Origin of the sequence: Bifidobacterium thermophilum, from assembly GCF_002846655.1 — a bacterium.
GTDB lineage: Bacteria > Actinomycetota > Actinomycetes > Actinomycetales > Bifidobacteriaceae > Bifidobacterium > Bifidobacterium thermophilum.
In genome coordinates, this window is the sequence record NZ_PCGX01000012.1 from 98,755 (window position 1) to 120,882 (window position 22,128).

General features: G+C 61.2%; 13 protein-coding genes and 1 riboswitch. Of the genes, 8 read left to right on the forward strand and 5 right to left on the reverse strand.

Annotated elements, in window-relative coordinates:
* Positions 1–24 precede the first annotated feature (24 nt).
* The 5 genes from CQR48_RS08820 to CQR48_RS08840 all read left to right on the forward strand — a co-directional run bounded on the left by CQR48_RS08820 (position 25) and on the right by CQR48_RS08840 (position 6,585).
* Entirely contained in the window at positions 25–651 is a 627-nt protein-coding gene (locus CQR48_RS08820; RefSeq protein WP_101452677.1) for a DUF3043 domain-containing protein, read from the forward strand.
* A 222-nt stretch (positions 652–873) separates the two neighbouring features.
* Positions 874–2,352: an FAD-dependent oxidoreductase gene (locus tag CQR48_RS08825; protein WP_101452678.1), complete on the forward strand. Its 1,479-nt coding sequence runs from the start codon at positions 874–876 to the stop codon at positions 2,350–2,352.
* Between the two features lie 148 nt (positions 2,353–2,500).
* The gene (locus CQR48_RS08830) at positions 2,501–3,292 is read left to right on the forward strand and encodes a DUF4191 domain-containing protein (protein ID WP_101452679.1); all 792 of its coding nucleotides are present in this window, start codon (positions 2,501–2,503) and stop codon (positions 3,290–3,292) included.
* Between the two features lie 358 nt (positions 3,293–3,650).
* Positions 3,651–5,087, forward strand: a complete 1,437-nt coding sequence (gene glnA, locus CQR48_RS08835) for a type I glutamate--ammonia ligase (protein WP_033493394.1) — start codon at positions 3,651–3,653, stop codon at positions 5,085–5,087.
* Between the two features lie 256 nt (positions 5,088–5,343).
* Complete coding sequence (locus tag CQR48_RS08840) at positions 5,344–6,585, forward strand: Mrp/NBP35 family ATP-binding protein (protein WP_101452680.1); 1,242 nt, start codon at positions 5,344–5,346, stop codon at positions 6,583–6,585.
* A gap of 163 nt (positions 6,586–6,748) precedes the next feature.
* On the opposite strand, the gene ligA is transcribed toward CQR48_RS08840, so the two are convergent.
* Positions 6,749–9,547 (reverse strand): NAD-dependent DNA ligase LigA, encoded by a 2,799-nt coding sequence (ligA, locus tag CQR48_RS08845; RefSeq protein ID WP_101452700.1) that lies wholly within the window; start codon positions 9,545–9,547, stop codon positions 6,749–6,751.
* A 279-nt stretch (positions 9,548–9,826) separates the two neighbouring features.
* A complete protein-coding gene (locus CQR48_RS08850; RefSeq protein ID WP_101452681.1) occupies positions 9,827–13,507 on the reverse strand; it encodes a tetratricopeptide repeat protein in 3,681 nt (1,226 codons plus the stop codon).
* A gap of 60 nt (positions 13,508–13,567) precedes the next feature.
* Between CQR48_RS08850 and CQR48_RS08855 the strand changes: the two genes are divergently transcribed.
* Positions 13,568–15,790, forward strand: coding sequence for a glycosyltransferase (locus tag CQR48_RS08855; RefSeq protein WP_101452682.1), 2,223 nt, complete (start codon positions 13,568–13,570; stop codon positions 15,788–15,790).
* A gap of 5 nt (positions 15,791–15,795) precedes the next feature.
* Complete coding sequence (locus CQR48_RS08860) at positions 15,796–16,587, forward strand: ATP-binding cassette domain-containing protein (RefSeq protein ID WP_101452683.1); 792 nt, start codon at positions 15,796–15,798, stop codon at positions 16,585–16,587.
* Between the two features lie 197 nt (positions 16,588–16,784).
* Here the strand turns inward: CQR48_RS08860 and CQR48_RS08865 are convergent, their stop codons facing one another.
* The 3 genes from CQR48_RS08865 to CQR48_RS08875 all read right to left on the reverse strand — a co-directional run bounded on the left by CQR48_RS08865 (position 16,785) and on the right by CQR48_RS08875 (position 21,089).
* Complete coding sequence (locus tag CQR48_RS08865) at positions 16,785–17,978, reverse strand: pyridoxal phosphate-dependent aminotransferase (protein WP_101452684.1); 1,194 nt, start codon at positions 17,976–17,978, stop codon at positions 16,785–16,787.
* Positions 17,979–19,104: 1,126 nt separating this feature from the next.
* Complete coding sequence (gene ppgK / locus CQR48_RS08870; protein WP_015451304.1) at positions 19,105–19,902, reverse strand: polyphosphate--glucose phosphotransferase; 798 nt, start codon at positions 19,900–19,902, stop codon at positions 19,105–19,107.
* 170 nt (positions 19,903–20,072) lie between these two features.
* Positions 20,073–21,089 carry a glycosyltransferase family 2 protein gene (locus tag CQR48_RS08875; protein ID WP_101452685.1) on the reverse strand — a complete coding sequence of 339 codons (1,017 nt, stop codon included), beginning with the start codon at positions 21,087–21,089 and terminating at the stop codon, positions 20,073–20,075.
* Between the two features lie 88 nt (positions 21,090–21,177).
* Positions 21,178–21,334, forward strand: a riboswitch (FMN riboswitch).
* A gap of 4 nt (positions 21,335–21,338) precedes the next feature.
* Here CQR48_RS08875 and CQR48_RS08880 point away from each other — a divergent pair.
* A complete protein-coding gene (locus tag CQR48_RS08880; protein WP_101452686.1) occupies positions 21,339–22,067 on the forward strand; it encodes an ECF transporter S component in 729 nt (242 codons plus the stop codon).
* Positions 22,068–22,128: the final 61 nt, after the last annotated feature.

Below are 22,128 nucleotides of genomic sequence, written 5' to 3' on the forward strand. Positions count from 1 at the left end.
TAGTGGTCACCGTAACCTGCAAGCATGACATGGAACCCGTTCAAGAAGACCACCGACGAGCAGCCGGCCGAGCAGGATGAACCGGCCGCGTCGAAGGAATCAGGCGCGAAAACCACTGAGGGCAAGGGGCGTCCGACCCCCAAACGCAAGGAAGCACAGGCGAAGAACTTGCGTCCGCTTGTTCCCAAGGATCGTCAGGCGAGTGCGAAGGCCGCCAAGCAGCGGATTCGTGCGAGGGAAGACGCGGAATACGAGGCGATGCAGAACGGCGACGTCCGTCATATGCCGAAGTCGGAGCAGCTGCCGTGGCGTGTGTATATCCGCGATTATGTGGATGCCCGGTACAATCTGGGCGAGTTCTTCATTCCGGTGATTGTCGTGATGATGGTCGTCATGATGGTGTTCAGCTCCCGCAGCCCGCAAGCAGTGATCGTGCTGACGATTCTCATGTACGCGTATCTGTTCGCGGTAATCATCGACATCGTGGTGATGTGGCATAAGCTCAAGAAGAAGCTGGTCGCCAAGTTCGGTGACCGCGCGGTAGCCCGCGGTTCGCGCTCGTGCATGTACGCGTGGAGCCGGTCAATCCAGATCCGCCGGTGGCGTCTGCCCAAGCCCACCTCCCCGAAGCGCGGCAACTGGCCGGACTGAGTTTCGTTCGGTCGCTTTTCCGGTTTTGTCTGACACCCCGTTGCGGCATACCACCGCAGCGGGGTTGTTGTATGTGGTGGCATGTTGTCCGCCAACCGCACGCTTCGCCACGGGCGGATACGACCGGCAGGTAGAAGCGTCACCTTAGACTGGAAGACATTGCAACCTGAACCGAAGCCCGGCGCACACGGCAGCGCGGCGGGCCATGCGCAAGGAGGCCATATGAGTGAACATGCCGACATCGTCATCATCGGGGCAGGCCCCGGCGGATACGCCACCGCATTACGAGCCGCGCAACTCGGCAAATCCGTTGTGCTGATTGAACGGGACGCCACGCTCGGCGGCACGTGCCTGAACCGCGGGTGCATCCCGTCCAAAGCGCTGCTGACAGCAACCCGAACCATCGGCACGATCGGCCGCGCCCGGCAGCTGGGTATCGACGCCACGCTCAGCGGCGTGGACTATGGTGCGCTGCGCGATTATCGGCTGCATATCGTTGACACGATGACCAAGGGGCTGGCCGGGTTGCTCGCCCACCGCAAGGTCACGGTCATCCGCGGGCAGGCGGCGCTGACGGACCACTCGACCGTCACCGTCACCCCGAGCGCCGGAGAGCAGCAGGTGCAACGGTTCCGTAATGCTGAGGTTCCGGAGGAAGCCGGTCAGACGTTGGTCTTCAGCGCGGATCATGTGATTCTTGCCACCGGGTCGGAGCCCAAGCCGCTGCCCGGCCAACCGTTCGGCGGGGCGCTTATCGACTCGACGCAAGCGTTGGCGCGCAACCAGTTCCCGTCCAGTGCGGTGATTATCGGAGCGGGGGCCATCGCCATCGAATTCGCTTCGATGTGGCATGCGGCGGGCACCGACGTGACCATGCTGATCCGCAAGGACCGACTGTTGTCGGCGTGGGATCGCCGGACGTCCATGGCGTTGACGCGCGAACTGAAACGGCATGGCATCACCATCATCGACCATGCTTCCGTCAGCCATGTTGATACGGGAGTCAATCTCGGCGCGACGGTCCATTACACGCGTGGCGACGACGCGGCGGATCACACCGCATACGGCGAAGTGGTACTCGCCGCGATCGGCCGGACGCCGAATACGTCGAGTCCGTGGTTCGCTTCGAACGGGATCGCCCTGACCGACGGCGGTTTCGTCGTCACCGACGCATACGGACGCACCAATGTGCCCGGCGTGTGGGCGGTGGGTGATATTACGGTCGGGCCAGCACTCGCCTACCGCGCGTACGAGCAGGGCATCGTCATCGCGGAATCGATCGCCGGGCTCAATCCCCCGCCGGTTGACGATGACGCCGTGCCGCAGATCGTATTCTCCACGCCAGAGGTCGCGTCCGTCGGCATGACGCTTGACGAGGCGCAGAAGCGTGACGATGTGCAGGAAGTCAAGGAAACCCTGTACCCGATGCTGTCGAACGCGCGCATGCTGATGAGCGGCTCCGCGGGTTCGATGTCCGTGGTGAGCGGCATGCGGGCGAGCGACCCGGATACCGAGGTGATCCTCGGCGTTCACATGATGTCGCCTGTGGCCAGCGACTTGATCGCCGAAGCCGAGCAACTGGTCGGCAACCATGTGCCGCTGAGCCAGGCGGCGCGGCTCATCCACCCGCATCCGACCTTCAGCGAGACGCTCGGCGAGGCGATGCTCAAGGCGGACGGGCGGCCGTTGCATACGCGTTGAGCCGCACGCAACACCGCGAGCCAGAACCGACCGCGGAAAGCTGCCCGCAGACAGCGATTTCGCTACCCGCGGGCAGCCTCCGGCGCTTCCACACCGTTTGATAGAGTGGTGCCCAGTGTGTCCGTTTCCCAGAAGATAAGGATCGCAAATGGCAGACAAGGCTGAAAAGAGCAATGGCGGCAAGCGCCAGAACATGGTGAAGAATATCATCGCGCTGTTCAAGTTCACCTACAAAGAGGATAAGAAGCTGCCTTGGCTGGCCGCAGGCGCCTTCATCGCGCCGATTGTCGTCGCGATTGTGCTCGGCATCGTATTCCACTGGTCGGTCATCGCCTGGATCCTGCTCATGATCACCGCGGTCATGTTGGGCGCCCTGTTCTTCACCATGGTGCTCACCAACCGCGCTGACCGAGTCGGCTACGCGAAGCTCGAAGGCCAGCCGGGCGCCGCCATCGGTGTGCTGGGCAATATCAGCAAGGCCGGCTACTCCTTCCCGCAGGAACCGGTGTGGGTCGATCCGAAGACGAAGGATATGATCTGGCGCGGCACCAGCAATTCCGGCATCTACCTGCTCGGTGAGGGCGACGAGCAGCGCGTCAGCCGCGCGATGGACCGCGAAGAGCGCAAGATCAAGGGCGTCACCGCCGGCTCGTCAATCCCGGTCTACCGCATCTGCGTGGGCACCGGCGAACATCAGGTGCGCTTAAAGGACGTGCGTCGTGCCGTGCTCAAGTGCAAGAGCTACGAACCGACCCACCACAAGCTGTGGATCGCGAAGAAAATCCACCCGCGCACCCGCTTCTACCTGACCAAAACCGAACTCAACACGCTCAACGAGCGTCTGCGCACCCTGCAGCTCAAGCAGGGCTACGGTATCCCGAAGGGCATCGACCCGACGCGCGCCCAGCATGTCAATCGTCGAGCGCTGCGCGGTCGCTGACCCATATCGCTGGTCGCGGCAACACTAAACGCACAGCGACATCACATAACAACACCACACGAATGCCCGGTCGGACTTGTCTCCGGCCGGGCATTCGTCGTTCCGCACGCCGCCCGAGACGGCGCCAACGCATGCGCACATCGTCCGCCCAAGACGCCCAGATACGCTCACATGTCCATGTTTCGAACGCCAAATGCACGAAATCCTTACGGATTAAAAAATACAGAACCTTGATTTTCCAACGATTTCACCCAAATGTTACCAAAGTACGAAACATGTTCGTAACGCAAACGGCGAGTGGCCGAAACCGACGAACCTAGACTTGGAGCCTGTAAGTTCACATGAAAGGAGCGGTCCCTTGACTGCACTCGAAACCAAAGCAGACGTCGAGGCCCTGATCAACCAAGAGGGCGTTGAGTACGTCTCCGTTCGCTTCACCGATCTCATCGGTATTCAGCAGCACTTCACGGTTCCCGCCAGCGAGTTCCTCAAGGATGCTTTCACCGACGGCATGCCGTTCGATGGTTCCTCCGTCCAGGGCTTCCAGGCCATCAACGAGTCCGATATGAAGCTGGTGCCGGATGTCTCCACCGCGTTCATTGACCCGTTCCGCAAGCACAAGACGCTCGACGTGGCCTTCTCCATCGTCGACCCGATCACCGATGAGCCTTACTCCCGCGATCCGCGCCAGGTCGCAGGCAAGGCTGAGGCCTACCTCAAGTCCACCGGCATCGCCGATACCGCGTCCTTCGCGCCTGAAGCCGAATTCTTCATCTTCGACAAGGTGCGCTACGAGAACAGCATGCGCCGCTCCTTCTACGAGGTTGACTCCATCGAGGCTCCGTGGAACTCCGGCGTTGACACCGAAGATGACGGCACCCCGAACATCGGTTTCAAGAACCGCGTCAAGCGCGGCTACTTCCCTGTCCCGCCGACCGACCACTACCAGGATCTGCGCGACGACATGGTTGCCAACCTGCAGAAGGTCGGCCTGATCCTCGAGCGTTCGCACCATGAGGTCGCGGGCGCCGGCCAGCAGGAGATCAACTACCGCTTCAACACCCTGCAGCACGCTGGCGACGACCTGATGAAGTACAAGTACGTCGTTCACGAGACCGCAGCCCTCGCCGGCAAGGCCGTGACCTTCATGCCGAAGCCGATCGCAGGCGACAACGGCACCGGCATGCACTGCCATCAGTCCCTGTGGAAGGACGGCAAGCCGCTGTTCTACGACGAGAAGGGTTACGGCGGGCTTTCCGATATCGCTCGTTGGTACGTTGGCGGCCTGATCAAGCACGCTTCCTCCGTGCTCGCCTTCACCAACCCGTCGCTGAACTCCTACCATCGTCTGGTTCCGGGCTTCGAGGCTCCGGTCAACCTGGTGTACTCCGCTCGTAACCGCTCCGCAGCCATCCGTATTCCGCTGGCTGGCACGAGCCCAGCTGCCAAGCGCATCGAGTTCCGCGCTCCGGATCCGTCCTCCAACCCGTTCCTCGCCTTCTCCGCACAGCTGATGGCAGGCCTTGACGGTGTGCTCAACCACATCGAGCCTCCGGCTCCGGTGGACAAGGACCTCTACGAGCTGCCGCCGGAAGAGCATGAGGGCATCAAGCAGGTGCCAGGCTCCCTCGGCGAGGCGCTCGACGCCCTCGAGGAAGACCACGACTTCCTGACCGCCGGCGATGTGTTCACCGACGATCTGCTGGAGACTTGGGTTGATCTCAAGCGCGGTGAAATCGACCAGGCTCGCCTGCAGCCGACGCCGCTCGAGTACGAGCTGTACTTCAACATCTGATTTCGCTAATCAGTAGCTGAAACGGGAAGCAAGTTTGGGCTTGCTTCCCGTTTTTCGTATGTGTGCGGGATGTTCTCTGTCACGCTTTTCAGTGGTGCGTGAGGTCTTCCGGCATGTGTGCGGGATACGCCTGATCACAGCATGACATCGTTGTCATCGGGACGTTTGTCCGGTAATCGGTCCCCGTATACGCGCTTCGCCACTGGCGTGGCGGACGGAAGCGCGCTACGGTGTTCAAGGACAATCAGGAGGAACCATGGCACACACCCCGACTTCCCAGCAGACGACGCACAGCATCAACGGCACCACCGGCATCACGAGCAATACCAGCAGCGCTGACAGCACTGACAACACTGACGGCACAGCGCACGTCCCGAACAGTCAGCCGAATGCCATCGAAATCGCCATCTACCACCGGTTGAGCAAGATCATCGACCCAGAATTGGGGCGTTCCATCACCGATCTGGGCATGATCGCCGCAATCGAGGCGACCCCTCACGATGCACTCCCTTCGACCTACGACGTGATTGTGCACGTGGAGCTCACCGTGGCGGGATGCCCGTTGTCGAAAACCATCACGAACCAAATCAACGAGGCTGTGGCGGCTTACCCGGATGCCACGCTCATCCCCCACATCGAAGTAAGCGCGATGAGCCAAGACAAGCTCGCGAACCTCGTCGCCCAGCTCAAGGCCGAACGCCGGCAGAACCCGTTCACCAAGCCGGGCATCAAGACGCGAATCTTCGCCATCGCTTCCGGCAAGGGCGGGGTCGGCAAATCCTCGGTCACGGCGAATCTCGCCGCCACCTTCGCCGCGCTCGGCTACGATACCGCTGCCATCGACGCGGATATCTACGGATTCTCGCTTCCGCGGCTGTTTGGTGTACACACGCAACCCACAAATCTGAACGGCATGCTCATGCCTGTGGTCTCGTGGGGCGTCAAACTCATGTCGATTGGCATGTTCGCCGGCTCGGAGCGCGCAATCCTGTGGCGCGGGCCGAGACTGCAACGCTCGCTTGAGCAATTCCTGTCGGACGTGTGGTGGGGCAGCCCGGACGTGCTGCTGCTCGATATGGCTCCCGGCACCGGTGACATGGCGATTTCGGTCGCGCAGACCTTGCCGAATGCCGAACTTGTGGTGGTGACGACCCCGCAGCCGAGTGCCTCGGAAATCGCGGTACGTTCAGGTCTGGTCGCCCTGCAGGTGCCGATGAAAGTGCGAGGGGTCGTTGAGAATATGAGCTATTTCGAGCACAAGGGCGAACGGCTGGAGATTTTCGGACACGGCGGTGGACAGCGTGTCAGCGAACAGCTGACCCGCGCGCTCGGATATGATGTGCCGCTGCTTGCCCAGCTGCCGCTCGAGCCGGAAATCCGCGAAATCGACGATTCCGGGCGACCGGCCGTACTGACGCCATCCGGCGAGTTGGCCGATACTCCGCTCGCCGCCCAATTCACCACCCTCGCCCAATCCCTCATGTCCAGTGCCAAGTAAACAGCACCGAACAACACGGGTGTGCAACGCCATCCCAATACTCCAACGCAGCCTCTTCCCAAAACGTCTACGCAAACAGCCCTGTCAGCATAGCCAGTTTGTGCAGCTGCTGCTTCTGCCGACGCTGAGGGCGGTCTCAGTGTCGGCAGAAGGTTGGGAGAGATCAGTCAGCGAGTTCGGGTTGGGTCGTATCGGCTGCGCCAGCGCCAGCACGAGCAGTGGGTTCTCCCGGTTCGCCGGTGTCCAGCAGGCGGTGGAACTGGGTTTCGTCGAGAATCGGCAGGCCGAGTTCCTCGGCTTTCGTTGCTTTCGAGCCAGGATTCTCGCCGACCACCACGTATGTGGTTTTCTTGCTGACCGACCCCGCGGCCTTGCCGCCGTGCGATACGATCGCCTCCTTGGCGGATTCCCGGCTGAAATCCTCCAACGATCCGGTCACCACGACCGTCATGCCGGTCAAGGTCTGCGGTTCGGTGTTCTCATGCTCAACCTGCCCCACTCCGGCGGCTTTCCAGGCGGCAAGAATCCTGCCGCGCCAATCGCCTGGCTCGCGTGACTTGGCGAACCAGTCGACCACCGAACTGGCGATTTCCTCGCCGATACCGCCGATTTCAGTCAAATCTGCGACACTCGCATGCTCAATCGCCTCAAGCGAGCCGAAATGGTCGGCAATCGTGCGGGCGGTCGGCGGCCCCAACCGCCTGATGGACAATGCAACCAGTACACGCCACAAATCCGCCTGCTTGGCCTTGTTGATCTCTTCGAGCAGCTTGTACGTGTTCTCCATCGGCCGCACGTACACCGGCTGGCGTGCAACCGTGCCGTCGCGCAGGGTCCGGGTCAGCTCGCGCACGACATGCGCGTCGCGCGGCACAGCGTACCCCGGGTAGGATTCCAGATCGTCCCCGCGCGCGTTCGCCTGTTCGATCGCCTTCCCACTGGTCGCGGCTTTCGCGTTCGTCGGTGTCGTCCAGAACGCCGGCACCTGATGCCACAGGCCAGATCCGCCAATCCGACGGCGTATCTTGCGTTTCTTTCCGTTTTCGTCAGTCTGCTCGCGCACTTCGATAATCGGCGCCTCACGCCACACCTGCACATCGCGCAGCATATCGGCGTCCAGCCCGAACAGTCCTGCTTCGCTGGACAATACCGGCGTCTGCATGGGCGGCAGTTGCAAGCCTTCCACAGGCTCATAGGGCTCCGGTTCTTGGCCAGGCTTCACGTCGATCTCGGTGCGGTACGGGTCGTAGGATGCCACGGAATCCGGCCGGTTCTCCTCCGGATTGGTCAACGCGATTGCGCTCTGGTCGCCCAGATGCTCGATGTCGAAGGCCTTGCGCGACCCCAGGTTGATAATCCGCTCGGTCAGCTGCGCCGGGCAGGATTCGACATTCGGGCAGCGAATATCCTTGTCACCCTCCTTCGCCGGGGCGAGCACCGCTCCACAGGACGGGCAGCGGGTGGGCATCACGAACTCACGCAACTGGTCTTCCCTGCCCTTACGCCGTTCCAGCACCGGTCCAACAAGCTCCGGAATCACATCGCCAGCCTTGCGCACAACCACGGTATCGCCGATGAGAATGCCCTTGCGCTTGACCTCGAACGGATTATGCAGCGTGGTGCGCGCCACCGTCGACCCAGCGACATAGACAGGCTTGAGTACAGCGACCGGCGTGACACGCCCCGTCCGCCCGACCTGCACAATGATGTTGAGCAGCTCAGTGTTGACCTCCTCCGGCGGGTACTTGTAGGCGATCGCCCAGCGCGGGGCGCGCGAGGTGGCGCCCAGCCGGCGTTGCAACGCCAAATCGTCAACCTTGACGACAATGCCATCGAGCGCATGCTCGATATCACCTCGGTGCTCGCCGTAGTAGTCGATCATGTCGAGAATCTGGCTGAAATCCGTGACCTCGCGGTTATGCGGGGATACCGGAATTCCCCACTTCTTGTACAGGTCGTACGCCTGCGACTGATCGTCCACCTGGTCGTGCCCCTGATGCGCGTTGCCCTCACCCCAACGCAAAGTGCCCAGGCCGTGCGCGTAGAAGCTCAATCGTCTGGTCGCGGTGATCCGCGGGTCCTTCTGCCTGAGCGAACCGGCGGCCGCATTGCGCGGGTTGGCGAACGGGGCGTGTCCCTCGTCCTCGTTGCGTTCGTTGAGCGCGTGGAAATCATCCCACCGCATGAACACTTCGCCGCGAATCTCCACGAATTCAGGGATATCCGAAGCAGGGCCGGCAAGATTCTGCGGGATGGTCGAAATCGTGCGCACGTTCATCGTGATGTCTTCGCCGACCACGCCGTCGCCGCGTGTCAAGCCCTGTTCGAGTACGCCGTTGCGGTAGATGAGGTTCAAGGCGAGTCCATCGATTTTGACTTCGCAGGTCATCGGCAGCGGCTTGTCTTCCGGCCATTCGAGGTCTTCCCGCACACCGTTGTACCAGTCGTGCAGCTCCTCAATCGAGAACACGTCGTCGAGGCTCATCATCCGCGAAGGGTGACGCACCGACACGAAATCATTGGAGAACGCCCCTCCGACACGGTGGGTGGGCGACTGCGGGGAATCAAGCGAGGGGAACGCAGCCTCAAGACGTTGCAGACAGCGCATGCGCGCGTCATAGGCGGCATCCGAGGAAACCGGCGAATCGTCGATATAGTAGGCGACCTGGTCGCTTTCCACCCACGCGGCGACCTTCGCCCACAGCCGTGCCGCCGCATCCGCATCCATGACGCTGACATCAAGCCGGTCGAGCCGCAGCGCATCCTCGTCATCCGCACGCAAAGCCGCAATCCACTGCACACTGCCGGGCGCGTACTTGCGCACGCCTTCGTCTGCGGCCACCGGAATGCCTTGTGTGCCCGTTGCAGGCGTATTTCCAGACTCCTGATCAGGAGCGTCGAAATCCCATGCCAGCTGTTCCCCTTCAGCCTCGCCAGCCTTGTGTGCATCATGTGCAGTCATGCCAAACCCGCCATTCGTCATCGTTGCGCGAGCCGAACGCCCGCTTCCATGCACTCGATGATAGTAGAAGCCCGTCACCATGAGCGCATGATGATGCCCGGCTTCAGGAGCGGTCACCGATTCCGCCGCGCGTCGCCACTAGCGTTTTTCGTCGCGCGTCACCGCGTGCCGCCGTGTGTCGCCTTATGCCGGACTTCACACGGCCGCGTCACACAACCGATTCCGCCGCGCGTCACGCACCCCGCCGATCAGCGCCGGCATCGCCGCGACATCACCGGTTCATGCGTCCAGGGACCGGAGGAACTGCGCCTGCGCCATATCGATACCGTCGCTTTGCCCGTCGTTCAACCGCGCATCCGCGATGGACAGCGTGCGGGCGGGCACGAACATGCCGTTGTCGACGCACACCCGCGCGGCCTGACGCACAATCGGTTCGACTTCGGTGTGCGGCCACACCGGCAGATCATGTTCAGTCAGCACCGTCGCCGCATCCACGACATCGTGCGGCACGGGGATGCATTGCGAACGTGCCCGTTCCATGAGCTCATCCAACTCCGCAGGAAGTGTGGAGAACTGTCCAGGGGCGATATGGGCGGCCATAAGGTAGGCGGCGGCAGCGGTGTCGAACCGGTCGCGCATCCATTCGGAGTATGCGAACCGATAGTATGCGAACGCCGCATCAGCCCGGTCGAGGGCAACCCGCAGCGCGTTGAGACAGGCGGCGCGTGCGGAATCCCAATCCTCGTCCCTGGCCAGCTGCACCGCCAAACGCATATGCGACAGCGGGTAGGCGGGCGCGTACGAGACCATCGCGTTGAGATGCTTCAGCGATGCCTTGGCCCCCTTGACTTGGGAGAGGATGTCAGCAAGCTCCATATGCGCGTAGAACAGGCTGTCGGGAATCAAGACCGTGCGCTCCCCCGCCGTGGCGAACAGGCGGTTGTACACCACCCGTTCCGCGTAGGAGTTGAAGTATCGGGGCACGCCTTTCGACTGCGCGAACAATGCGTCAACCCGGCTGACCGCCGCTTCCTGGACCTCGATCGCCTGGTCAGGCTGCCCTGAGAACAGCAGGTCGCGCGCTTTGACACGTTCGGCATCCAAGCGTTTGGCGAGAGTGAAATCGAAGTCGGGGGTGTCCTTGCCGTCAATCAGCGCGGCCCCGACCTGTGGGGCGAGCTGGGAGAGTTCCGGATCGCCGATATGCTCGACGATGCGCATGGCGTGTTGCGCTTTGGCGACCGACGGCATGCTGTCATCCGAGGCGAGATGATGGAAATCGGTAACGGCACGCTGCAGCAGATCGACTCGCTGAATGGACAATCCGGTCGCATCCGTGCATCCCAGAACCCGGCTGGTCTGGGGGCCGAAATGGGCTTCCGAGAACTCCGGCTCCTGCTGCGAGGCGAGCGGACTGAACTTGGCGTCGCGCAAATCAAGGTCGGTGTCCACCGGTTCAAGCGCGCCATCGGGATCGACCGACATGACCGCATCAAACATGCGGTACGTGGTGAGCGGGTCGTTGAGCCCATGATTGTGCACATAGCCTAGGAACGCGTCCCGGCTAAACGTGACCGCGACCATATGCCGTACGGTCGGGTTGCTGCGCAGGGCTTCCAGCGGGTCGTCGCCGCGTTTGCCCGTGTGAGCGTTCCCGGCGTTGCCCGCGATTCCGGCGTTGCCCGCGATTCCGTTCGATTCGTCCGGTTCATTCTGCCCAAGCGAACTGTTTCGGTCGTCGGATCCGTCCGACCTGTCCTGCCCGGCAGCCCCGTTCACAGCGTCCAATGTGCTCGATGTCGAACCGGAATCGGCAATGGTGAAAGATTCAGCTCCGGACCCATCTCGCTCGTTATTGCCTTGCGGAACGCTGAATACCGCTTCGTCGATGTCGGCGCCCTGCATCAAATCCTCGAATTCCTGCTCTTCCGCGGATTTCAAAGCATAATCCGGCGCACCATGACCTTCGTCTTGACCCTCGCCATGACCTTCGCCATGTTCGAACGAGGATTGCGTGCTCAGCCCGTCGGCAGGAATACGCCCCTCCCCCGCTTGTGAATCGGCGGTATCATGCGACCCGTCTCCCGGCTTGGGGGACGCCAGCGACGGATCGCCGTGCACATCGCCGTCCTTCGGCGCGGATTTGCCGCCCATCACCGCTCCGGGCTCCTGGGTGCGCATGCGTTCGAACGCTTTAAGCGCCTCGCCCATGAGTTTGGCGATGGCGCTGTCCTGTTCGGCAACCGCTTCCTCAAGCCCGATGGAATCGATGGTCACGGACACCTGCCGCACCCGTGTGTCCACGGCGAACGCCATACCGGCCATCATCAGGCCGACGCGCAGGTTGTATGCCGCACTCATCGCGGCGCGCTCATGCTCCTCGAGTTTCACCCAGTCATGCCGGCGTTCGCTGTACCGGCTTTTCGGCATCATCGCGGCGCCCGCCGTGGTGAAGGCAATTGCCACGTTGCCGTCATGCAGGTTCGTGCGGAAATCAACGTCGAACCGGAAGGGCAGACGCATGCTGCGCAGCAGCAGGGACAACGTCTGGCGGTACACCCATTCGGACCCCGCGGCATCCTTGGTGCCCGTCATCGCACGCCCTGTCGGGTCGGGAAAATCATGGGCCGTCTGCTCGGCGGCATCCCGCGCGATACGCATCATGGTATGCAGCGGGGCGACACCGTCGTCATGCAACGGGTCCAACGGCGTGCGGTCGTCGCTGCGCAGAGCGATAAGCGCGGGATCGTTGAGCAACGCCATATCAAGCTGCGCCGCCTGCGCACGGGTGACATTGTCTTCAATCGGCTGCTGTCCGACTCTCGCGTTGCGTTCCAACACCGCGCTGACGGCGGCGAAACGGTTGAGCCCACCTTCAATCACCAAGGATGCAAGCGCCGGCGAGAATTCAAGCGAGGAATCCCAGCTGAAGAAATAGCTCCCCGAGAAACTCGAAGTGTACAAGTGCAGCGGCTCGGCGCCATGAACTGCCTCCAGACCGGCGACCGGTTGAAGCGCTCCGGCCTCCCGCATGAGGTCGGAGAAGTAGTCTTCAAGGCCAGAAGAGCGCAAGCCATGCGCCCGCGCTTCCAACGTGTCGCGGACGCTACGCCGGATTGCCCCCATCGGGGCCTCACGGTTGAGTCTGCGGAAGATATTGCCCGATCCGAAGCCGATAAGTAAGCCACTCATCTGGAGCAGCAAATAGGCGGTGAAGAAGGCAATAGCGATGGCGTCGCGGTATTCGAGGTCGCAACGCATCTGGGGGTCGAGCTCCGCGCGCAATTGTTCCAGCGTATAGCGGTTGTTACGTTTGATCCACGAAGCGAGCCACATCATCCGCCCGTCCTGTCCACGCCCGACGATGCTGCCTTGCAACACATCGACCTCGGATTCGTCGTTGCGCTCGCCTCCGATTACACCGCGCAGGAAATCGCCGGCACGTACGCCCATGGACGCCTGCGCGCGAGCCCCTGTTCCCAGCCGTGTATGGTCCGGCAACCGCGATTCGCCGTCCTTGCTGAACATGAATCGGATTTCAGCGCCTTGAATATCCATCGTCGGGTCTGTTCCGGCGAATACACGGCCGCGATCGTCGGCGAGCGCAATTTGGGCGAAACGATCGTCCCCGATGAACATGCCCAGAGAGAACGCCCGCCCGCGTGTCTGCGGCAACTGCGCCCATCCAAGGCGCAAACCCTCAGGCACGCCCGACAGGCCCTCGTAGACCCGGCGCTTGACGATTGGCGTGAGTTTGATGGCGTGACGGCTCAGCTCGTCCACCACATTGTCTGGATTCGACAGCGCCCGCCCGAAGGGATTCGCCGGCGCGGATGAGCCGTGCCCGTTGCCATCCGACTGGCCGAATACCGAATGGCGAATCGATTCTTTCAGCTTGGCGAACATCGATGGTTTCGGCTGGCTGCCGTGTGCGTCCGTATACTTCCTGAATCGTGTCATACGGCGATTGTCCCAATGCGCGCAGACATGGCGGGGTGGTCTTGCTCTTAGAATAAAACCGTGCTGTCTGTCCACGAACCTCTTGTCCGCCGCGGCCGGTCCCATCCGGCGGCGCGGTTCGCCCTCGTATCTGTACTCATCATCGCCGTGCTCGAATGCGTGGTGTTCAACCTGCCGTATTGGACAGGCGTGGCGGCGAGCACCGATTCACCCGCCACGCTCAACACCATAGGCTCAGGACTGGTGCGTGAAGCCTCCGGCACGCTGGAAGTGACCGATCAGACGAAGGCGTTTCTGTCCGTACCTGTGGACGGCAGTTCACACTATGTTCGCCTCGATCTGGCGCAAGTCACCGGGGCAGCAGGGACGACGCGCTCACGCATCGTATCCGTTGTTCGTGTCCGTCTTGATTCGGACGGCCGCGCCGGCTCGTCCACGCTGGTCGACATATCCCAGCCGCGCTCATTGTATCTGCGCACGGACGCGAAGCATATGGTGAAACTGTGGATTCAGGCTCCCGCCGGCACCCAGGTTCCGATTTTCGCGGTCCGTCCCAATGTTCGCGTCGCATTCCAAGTCGATTGGCTGCGCGTCGCCGTGATGGCCGCCATCGCCGTCCTCATCGCCTGTTGGCGACCTCGTTCGGCGCTGTGGCGCATTCGCGTCAACCCGGCGAGCGCCGCCCAGCGCTTGGCCTTTTTCGCGGTGATGGCAGTTGTCGGGGTGATTTCGCTCACCGGCGCGGCGATTATCGCCACCATCTGGAAACCATTGGTATTCCAAGCCCCGAACGGATACACGTACGATTTCGACCAGTATGGTCATATCGCCGATGCGCTTCTGCAAGGCAAGGTCTGGCTTGATCTGCCGGTGTCATCAACGTTTGCGCAGAGTGCCAATCCGTACGATCCTGCCCTGAGAGAACGTCTGCTGGACGCGGGGGGATCCCCCATCTATTGGGATTACGCGTTCTATCACGGGCACTGGTACTCGTATTTTGGTGTGATTCCGGCGATTATTCTGTTCGTACCCTATCAGGCGCTGTCACACGTGATAGACGGCATGCCGGCCATGCTGCCGTCGGCAAGCGCGGTGCTGGTGTTCCTGTTCGGATTCGTCCTGTTCGGTTCGCTGCTGACAATCAGAATGCTGCGGCATGTTGCCCCCAATTGCTCGGTGGCCGCCATGAGCATGGCCTTGGTGACACTGCTGTTGGGTTCTAACGTAGGGTATCTGTGGCTTCGCACGAACTTCTATTCCGTGCCGATCGCCGCCTCGCTGATGTTCACGACGCTTGGATTGTGGCTGTGGGCGGGAGCTGAACGTCCGGAAGGCTCCCGCCGGCTGTGGCATGTGGGTGACGCGCCCGGATTGTCGTTGCCGCGGTTGGCTTGCGGCGCCGCCTGCATCGCGGCGAACGCGGGATGCCGCCCGACCTTCGCGTTGAGCGCATTGCTGATCTTCCCCATGTTCTGGCGGCAAATCAGGCAGATGGCGAGATTGGTGAGGACGCGCAAGGCGACGCGCCAACTATTGGCCGGCCCCGCGGCGGTGATCCTGCCCGCAATCGCGGTGGTGATTCCGGTGTGCGTCTACAACGCGCTACGTTTCGGCTCGCTGTTCAATTTCGGCAATTCGTATCAGATCACCGTCAACGACATGACCTCATACAGCGAACCGGTGGCGAATATCCCATGGATCATCGGCTATTATCTGCTGCTGCCGCCCCGACTGCAATCGACGTTCCCATTCGTGGCAATCAACCCCACGCCATTGCCACATTGGGGCTTCGCCGAGCCGATGGTCGCCGGATTGTTCGCCATGTGTCCGATGGCGTTGCTGGCCTTCCTCATTCCGCTGTTGCGTCGGCATCGTCGTGAGCGATTTGGCGCGCTGTTCTCCTGCATGTTGATGCTCGGCATCGCCATCATGCTGGTCGATGCGTTCAAAGCCGGGTTGGGCTGGCGGTATATCTGCGATTTCGGGTGGCTCATCACACTGGCAAGCCTGCCGGGACTACTGTGGGTGCTCGGCGAACTGCCCGAACAAGGGGTCACAGGCGGCACAGGAGACACCGGCACACATGTGCTAGACGGTCGCATGACGGGACGCTGGCAACGGTTTGCGCTTGATACCAGGCGCACCCTGATCATGCTGCTCCTGCTGGCGAGCATCCTGTTCCTTCTCGCCTCGTGTTTCGTCACCGGCCGCGATGATTCGCTGCAACGCTCGGCCCCGGACATTTTCGCGCGGATTCAAGCCTGGTTCTCGCTGCTAGGATGACTGGTATGGGTATCTTCTCAGGATTGTTCTCGCGCAGGGATAACACGCCCCGCCCCGACCATGTGACGTTCACGTTGGCACAGGCCTCGTACACGTATGAGGATGGCAACACGGGCTTGCACGACACGACCCTGACCCTCGACACGCGACGCACCGCGGTAATCGGTCTGAACGGCTCAGGCAAGACGACACTACTGAAATTGCTCGACGGCTCGCTCGCCCCCACTTCAGGTTCGGTCACGATCCGCGCGGGCGAGCACACGCTGCACCCCGGCCCCCGCAAAGACCGCAAACGTGTCGAACAGCTGGTCGGCTGCGTACGACGCGAGGAGATTCCGAACAGCTTCTACCGCAGCGAAAACATCGCGAAGGCGCTTGACGCGCATATGCAGGCGCGACACATCGCGGATGCGGAGCGTCAGGCGCGTATCGGTTCGCTGTTGGCGCAGCTTGATTTGTCGGTGTGGCGGGACAGGCCGGCGGACGCACTCGACAGTGAGCACCGTCATCTGCTGGCCATCGCAGCCGCGTTATGCCTTAATCCTACGGTTCTGGTCGCCGACGAGCCGACGAAGGGACTTGACGAAATCGGAACCGCCCACGTGGCGCGCGCCCTGTTTGCGCTTGACCGTCAAGTGGTATTCGCCACGCACGACACGGATATGATCACCAGACCGGAATATGCGATTGACCGGGCATTGCTCTTGGACGGCGGACGTATTGTGTTCGACGGGAGCCCCCAAGACGCGGTCACCGCCTATACTGATTTGATTCGCCGCATGCGCGATCGCGTGTAAGACTAAGCCTGCTCGCGTAAGTCTATGATTCGCACGCGCGATGCCGTCTGCGCCGCTTGCGATGTTCGCGCAGTTTAATCCACTGTTCGCCTGATATCAGTGAACTTGGGTTCTTGCCACCCAAGTTCTTGGGATTTCCGTTCGCGGACGATAGCCTAACAATCGCTAACTTTTCGCTGAATGCTCGCCGGATTCGTCTATTCCTTGAGCATCGCCGCTACGGTATCCAGCATCGCGGCGATGTTGTGCTCGAAACGATCCGGCTGGGGTAGGAGCGAAACCGCGAGATACCCGTTGGAAGTCATGTCGAAGAAGTAGCCAGGCTGCCCGGTCAGCCGATGGTCGCGGATCATCCGCAGCACGACTTCGTTTTCGTCAAGCACCGAGGGGATTCGCACCAAAGCATTCCAGCCACCTTCCATACGCAGCATCGATACCAGACCGTTGGGGTCATCGGCGAGCATACGACGCAAGGTTCCGGCGTTCGTCTGGACACGATCGCTAACCCGTGCGGTCTGTTGCGCCGCCTCGGCAAGGAACGAGGGAAGACGGTCTGCGATGATATCGCTCATCGGCAGATAGTCGTCGGCGATCACGTCAAGTCGTTTCAATGCCTCATCGACATCAAGCTCGGGGCCGGACACCTCGATCCACCCGACTTTCGCATGCGGAGCTGCAAGTGTTTTCGACAACCCGTCCAACGCGAAAGTCAGCACGCGTGGCTCCCCCGCCAAGCGTGCGTTGCCCGGGAACGGGTCGACCGGGAAATCATAGAACACCTCGTCGGCGATAATGGCGACCTCATGCTCGGCACATAGCCTCACGATCGTCTCACGCTCTTCTGGTTTGACGTACGAACCGGTCGGATTGTTCGGATTAATCAGCACCAACGCGCGGATTTTCGCACCTTGCGGGCCATTCAGCATGGATTCCAGTTGCGCGGTATCGATAATCCATGACCCGTCGAAACGCTGTTGATACGTGATGACTTGGACGCATTCCAGCGCCGCAATCGATTCGATGAGCGGATATCCGGGCTTGGGGGCGAGTACGATGTCGCCGGCGTCGCACAGCAGTTTCATCAGCCACGAATACGCTTGTGAGGTTGAGCTGAGCAGATACAGACGATTCGCATCGACCGGCTGCGCGTCAGGCAACGTGGACTCGCGGCGGCGTCTGTCTGCAAGGAAACCGGCCAGTTTCCGCCTGGCTTCGAATTGGCCGCGGGGTTGCGCAGCGTAGACGGTCGGCAAGGATTGCGGCGCGAGCGCGAACTTGGTCGGATTCGAATCGTTGAGTTTGTCAAGCGTGATGCCGTCCTCTTTGGCGGCTTGCTCCGCCCGGGCAATGGCATTCGGGGCGCTGATGTCTACTCGTGATGAAAATCGCACGCCACCATCCTAGCGCATACCCTCATCACGGCCATGGCCGGCAGCGGGCGAGGACTGTCCCGTGGAAGTCAGCGCCGCCAGACTCCCGCCCCGGCAGAGATGCCCCAAGCCAAACCGTCGTTTCCAAAGCCGCCCGCACCTCCACCCTGTGAGCCAATCCTCACACAACAACCCTCCACCCAACCAATCCAGCATTCCCAAACCACTCACGTCGTCACCATGCGAGCCAATCCTCGCACAACACCGCTCCGCACCACCCACCAACCACTCCAAGCCATCCAGACAAGTCATCGTGTGAGCCAATCCTCACACAACCACGGCAAACCCCGCCACATCACCCCTCCCCGACCAACCAACCGGTCACTATGCGAGCCAATCCTCACACAACCACCCTCCACCCAACAAAATCACCACTCCCAGGTCAGCCGCACCTCCACTATGTGAGCCAATCCTCACACAACCACGGCAAAGAGAACCAAAGGCATTGATTATCATCCCAACGGACGTTGCGGCTACAAGACGCTAGGGCATCAGAGAACTCCGTAATGTCGTCGGCATCAGGGGACGCAATCGGGTTTGTCATGTGGCCGGGATTGCCGACCGCGAGTATGCCAGGACATGCGCCGTGCGACAGAAGCAAGCGCCCGGGAGCCCTGATATGCCGATTCCGCGGCTCCGCGTATGCCCGGGCATGCACAAGCCTGCAGACGCCAAGCGATTGTATCGTTCCCCTGCGCCTTCCATCTGGTTGCGTATGTCACCGCATACGCAACCATACGGAACTCTCATTCACCACCATGGTGTCAATACGTCGCAACGACCAAACTTCATCAAACTCCATCAACTCCGCCAACCAACCGACCGCAACCGACCATATCGCTGCCACCGACCAGCCAACCACACCACGAACCAACCGACCGTAACGCCACCGACCAACCACCAGCCAAACCAAACCGGCGAAACCAACCACCAACCCAAACCGACAACCGCCTAAACCGCCTCCAAATACGCGTTGTGGCCCGCCCCAATCATCTCGGGACGGGCCACAACCGATGCTTCAGCATCCTCCGACATCCCAACCGCATGCGTTCATCCGCATCCGGACCAGGATTCGCCGCAGAATCCGTTACTTGGCGGCTTCAGCGGCTTCAGCAGCCTTAGCGGCCTTGACGCTGGCGTAGTAGGCGGCACCGATGATACCTGCCTCATTGCGCAGCTTCGCCGGAACCATCGGGGTCTTGATATCGATGTACGGCAGGAACTTCTCGCTCACACGGCTGACGCCACCGCCGACCACGAACAGATCGGGGTTGAAGTACTTCTCCATGAGGCCGTAGTACTTGGTCAGGCGCTTCGCCCACTTCTTGTAGCTCATATCAAGCTTGTCGCGCACGGACGACGCCGCGTACTTCTCCGCGTCGCCCTTGCCGTTCTGCAGTTCGATATGGCCCAGCTCGGTATTCGGGATGAGCACGCCGTCGTAAATCAGAGCGGTGCCGATGCCGGTGCCGAGCGTGGTCGCGATAACCAGACCATCCTGACCCTTTGCCGCACCGAACTGCTGCTCGGCGATACCCGCCGCGTCAGCATCATTGACGACAACCACCGGACGGCCGCACGCCTTGGAGAACTCCTCGGTGACGTCCACGCCAATCCAAGACTGGTCGAGGTTCGCCATGAAATCAAGCGGCTTGCCAGGCTTGATCGGCGCCGGGAACGCGATACCGACCGGCGCGTCCTCAGGAACTTCAAAATGTTCGAGCTGCTGACGCACAATGTCTGCAACGGCCTGCGGAGTGGATTTCTCCGGGGTCAGAATCTTCAGACGCGGTTCAGCGAACTCACCCTTCTCCAAATTGACGGGAGCCGCCTTGATGCCGGAGCCGCCGATGTCAACGCCGAAAGCCTGTGCTGTCTCAATCATCTTTGACCTTCCTATGAGGTGATGGGGTGTATGAACCGGTACGGCGATTGTACCGCGCCCCCTGACCGAATGAGGCCGCGCCACGCCGAAAACCTGCAAACGCTTTCATCATTGTTCCCAAGTCTTCGGGCGACACGCGGCCAATCGAATTGCAAACGTGACTCCAACCGTCACTTCAGCGCGGGCATCGGCCGCCAATCGGGATCATGCAGCAACTTGTGCGAATCCCACCAGCCGCGCGCGATAGCGGACAGCCCACTGCGCAGGTGCCCCTTATCCACGGCAACCAATCGGATGACCTCCTTGATTGCGGTGGCAGCCGTACCGAGCGCGAACAACGCAGGGCGATAATCCCCATACACCATGAAATACCTCGCCATATACCCACGGTTGCGCATGATGTGATACCGGTTCATATCGGATGTGGAGTTCAACTGCCGCAGCCCGGCGATATTCCAGTTGTCGATATCGCGCGTACGGCGGATGATGACGTCCTTGACTTCGATCGGATTGGTGACTTTGCTGGCAAGATAGCCGTACATCGTGTCATCCCAGTAGATGAAGAACCGCCCGTCTGGGAAGCCGATTTTCTCGACGATGTTGCGGCGGAACAACCCGCCCTCGAAGCACATGGTGTTCATGAGCCGGTAGCCACGCGGCCCGAACGCCGCCGGGGCAATCGGATCGGGGATGCCCAGCGGGACGATGAAGTGATACTGCCAGTAGAACGGACCGCCGTCATAATCGTTGCGGCTGCCCTGGATCACGTCGTGATGGAGGGTCCATGGAGCGAGCTTTTCAATGGCATCCGGCAGCACCGCCACGTCGTCGTCCATGACCCAGAACCATTCGGCGCCGAGCTCATACGCTTTGCGCACGCCGTTGCTGAAACCGCCGGAACCGCCGATGTTGCCTTCTTGTGGGAAGTACACCACACGGTTCATGTTGCCTTCCGTGTCAGCGATGGTCTGCCCCCATTGGGCGGTGACCGCGGCACTGAAATCTTCGACCATCGACTTGGTGGTCTCGCTATGTTCGTTGTCCACGACGACAATACGCCACGGCGCGACGGTCAGCGCCTTGAGCGAATCGAACAGTGTCGCGAGCAGCTTCTGCCGCTTGTAGGTGACGATGACAATGGCCAGCTTGTCGATGGCGGCTTTCTTGGCGTGCTGTGATTGTGTCATAGTCACTATTCTTGCACTTACCCTCGCCGAACGCCGAATATCGAGCTTCGACTTGCGTTTGCTGCCGTCATACGGTATTGATGATTTCTGTAAGTTTCAGGGAAGGTGAAATTCCTTACTGGCGGTAACGACAAGCCGTCCGCATTGAGCGGCGGCGTTCCATGTCGAAGCCCGCGACCCGCGCAAGCGGCTGATCCGGTGGGAATCCGGAGCCAACGGTACAGTCCGGATGGAAGAAACGGAGCTCAGATGAGCATCTTTTCGCATACCCATATTCATGTACGTGCCATTGTCAAGGATGATGATCTGTCAGGAAGCGTCCAGCCTACTGATACCGCAGCTGATTCCCAGGCCACACCCGCAACCACGCCAGCAGCCACACCCGTGGCCGATGCAGCCGACGCAGCCGTGTCACCGAAAGACGCCCATTCGACCGGCGTCGGCGATTCCGGCCGCTGGTCAACCCGCCGCATCGCCATGTACGCATGCTTCGTGGCGTTGTCCATGGCGTTGAGTTTCGTTGAATTCCCGCTGATTCCGGGTGTTCCGTGGCTCAAATACGATCCGTCGGGCATCGTCGCGCTGGTCGCGGGCTTCGCTTACGGTCCTGCGGCCGCGCTGATCGTCAGCATCCTCGGGTTCGTCCCGCATCTGTTCATCAGCCCGTGGGGTACGCTCATGGCCTGGCTGGTCGCAATCGGGTTGTCTGTGCCGGCAGCAGTGATCTACCGGCGTATGCACACCCGTTCCGGTGCGGTGCTCGGTCTGGTCGTCGGCGCAATTGTCGCACTCGTGCTTGCGATTCTCGGCAATCTGGTCATCACCCCGATGTACGCGCATATGACCGTCGCCCAGGTCGCCGCATTGATTGTACCGGCGCTGCTGCCGTTCAATCTTGCGAAGTACGCGATCAACTGCGTAGTCACCTTCCTGATTTACAAGCCAGTGTCTGAACTGCTCAACAAGTCGGCACGCTGACCAACACGCAGGTCTGGCCGTCCGGTGGCCACGAGCGTTGGGCGGCCAGACCTGCATCTCG

Bases quoted from the DNA above. Each gene is read 5' to 3' on its own strand.
- CQR48_RS08820 (WP_101452677.1), top strand. From the start codon at position 25: ATGACATGGAACCCGTTCAAGAAGACCACCGACGAGCAGCCGGCCGAG.
- CQR48_RS08825 (WP_101452678.1), top strand. From the start codon at position 874: ATGAGTGAACATGCCGACATCGTCATCATCGGGGCAGGCCCCGGCGGA.
- CQR48_RS08830 (WP_101452679.1), top strand. From the start codon at position 2,501: ATGGCAGACAAGGCTGAAAAGAGCAATGGCGGCAAGCGCCAGAACATG.
- CQR48_RS08840 (WP_101452680.1), top strand. From the start codon at position 5,344: ATGGCACACACCCCGACTTCCCAGCAGACGACGCACAGCATCAACGGC.
- ligA (WP_101452700.1), bottom strand. From the start codon at position 9,547: ATGACTGCACATGATGCACACAAGGCTGGCGAGGCTGAAGGGGAACAG.
- CQR48_RS08850 (WP_101452681.1), bottom strand. From the start codon at position 13,507: ATGACACGATTCAGGAAGTATACGGACGCACACGGCAGCCAGCCGAAA.
- CQR48_RS08860 (WP_101452683.1), top strand. From the start codon at position 15,796: ATGGGTATCTTCTCAGGATTGTTCTCGCGCAGGGATAACACGCCCCGC.
- ppgK (WP_015451304.1), bottom strand. From the start codon at position 19,902: ATGATTGAGACAGCACAGGCTTTCGGCGTTGACATCGGCGGCTCCGGC.
- CQR48_RS08875 (WP_101452685.1), bottom strand. From the start codon at position 21,089: ATGACACAATCACAGCACGCCAAGAAAGCCGCCATCGACAAGCTGGCC.
- CQR48_RS08880 (WP_101452686.1), top strand. From the start codon at position 21,339: ATGAGCATCTTTTCGCATACCCATATTCATGTACGTGCCATTGTCAAG.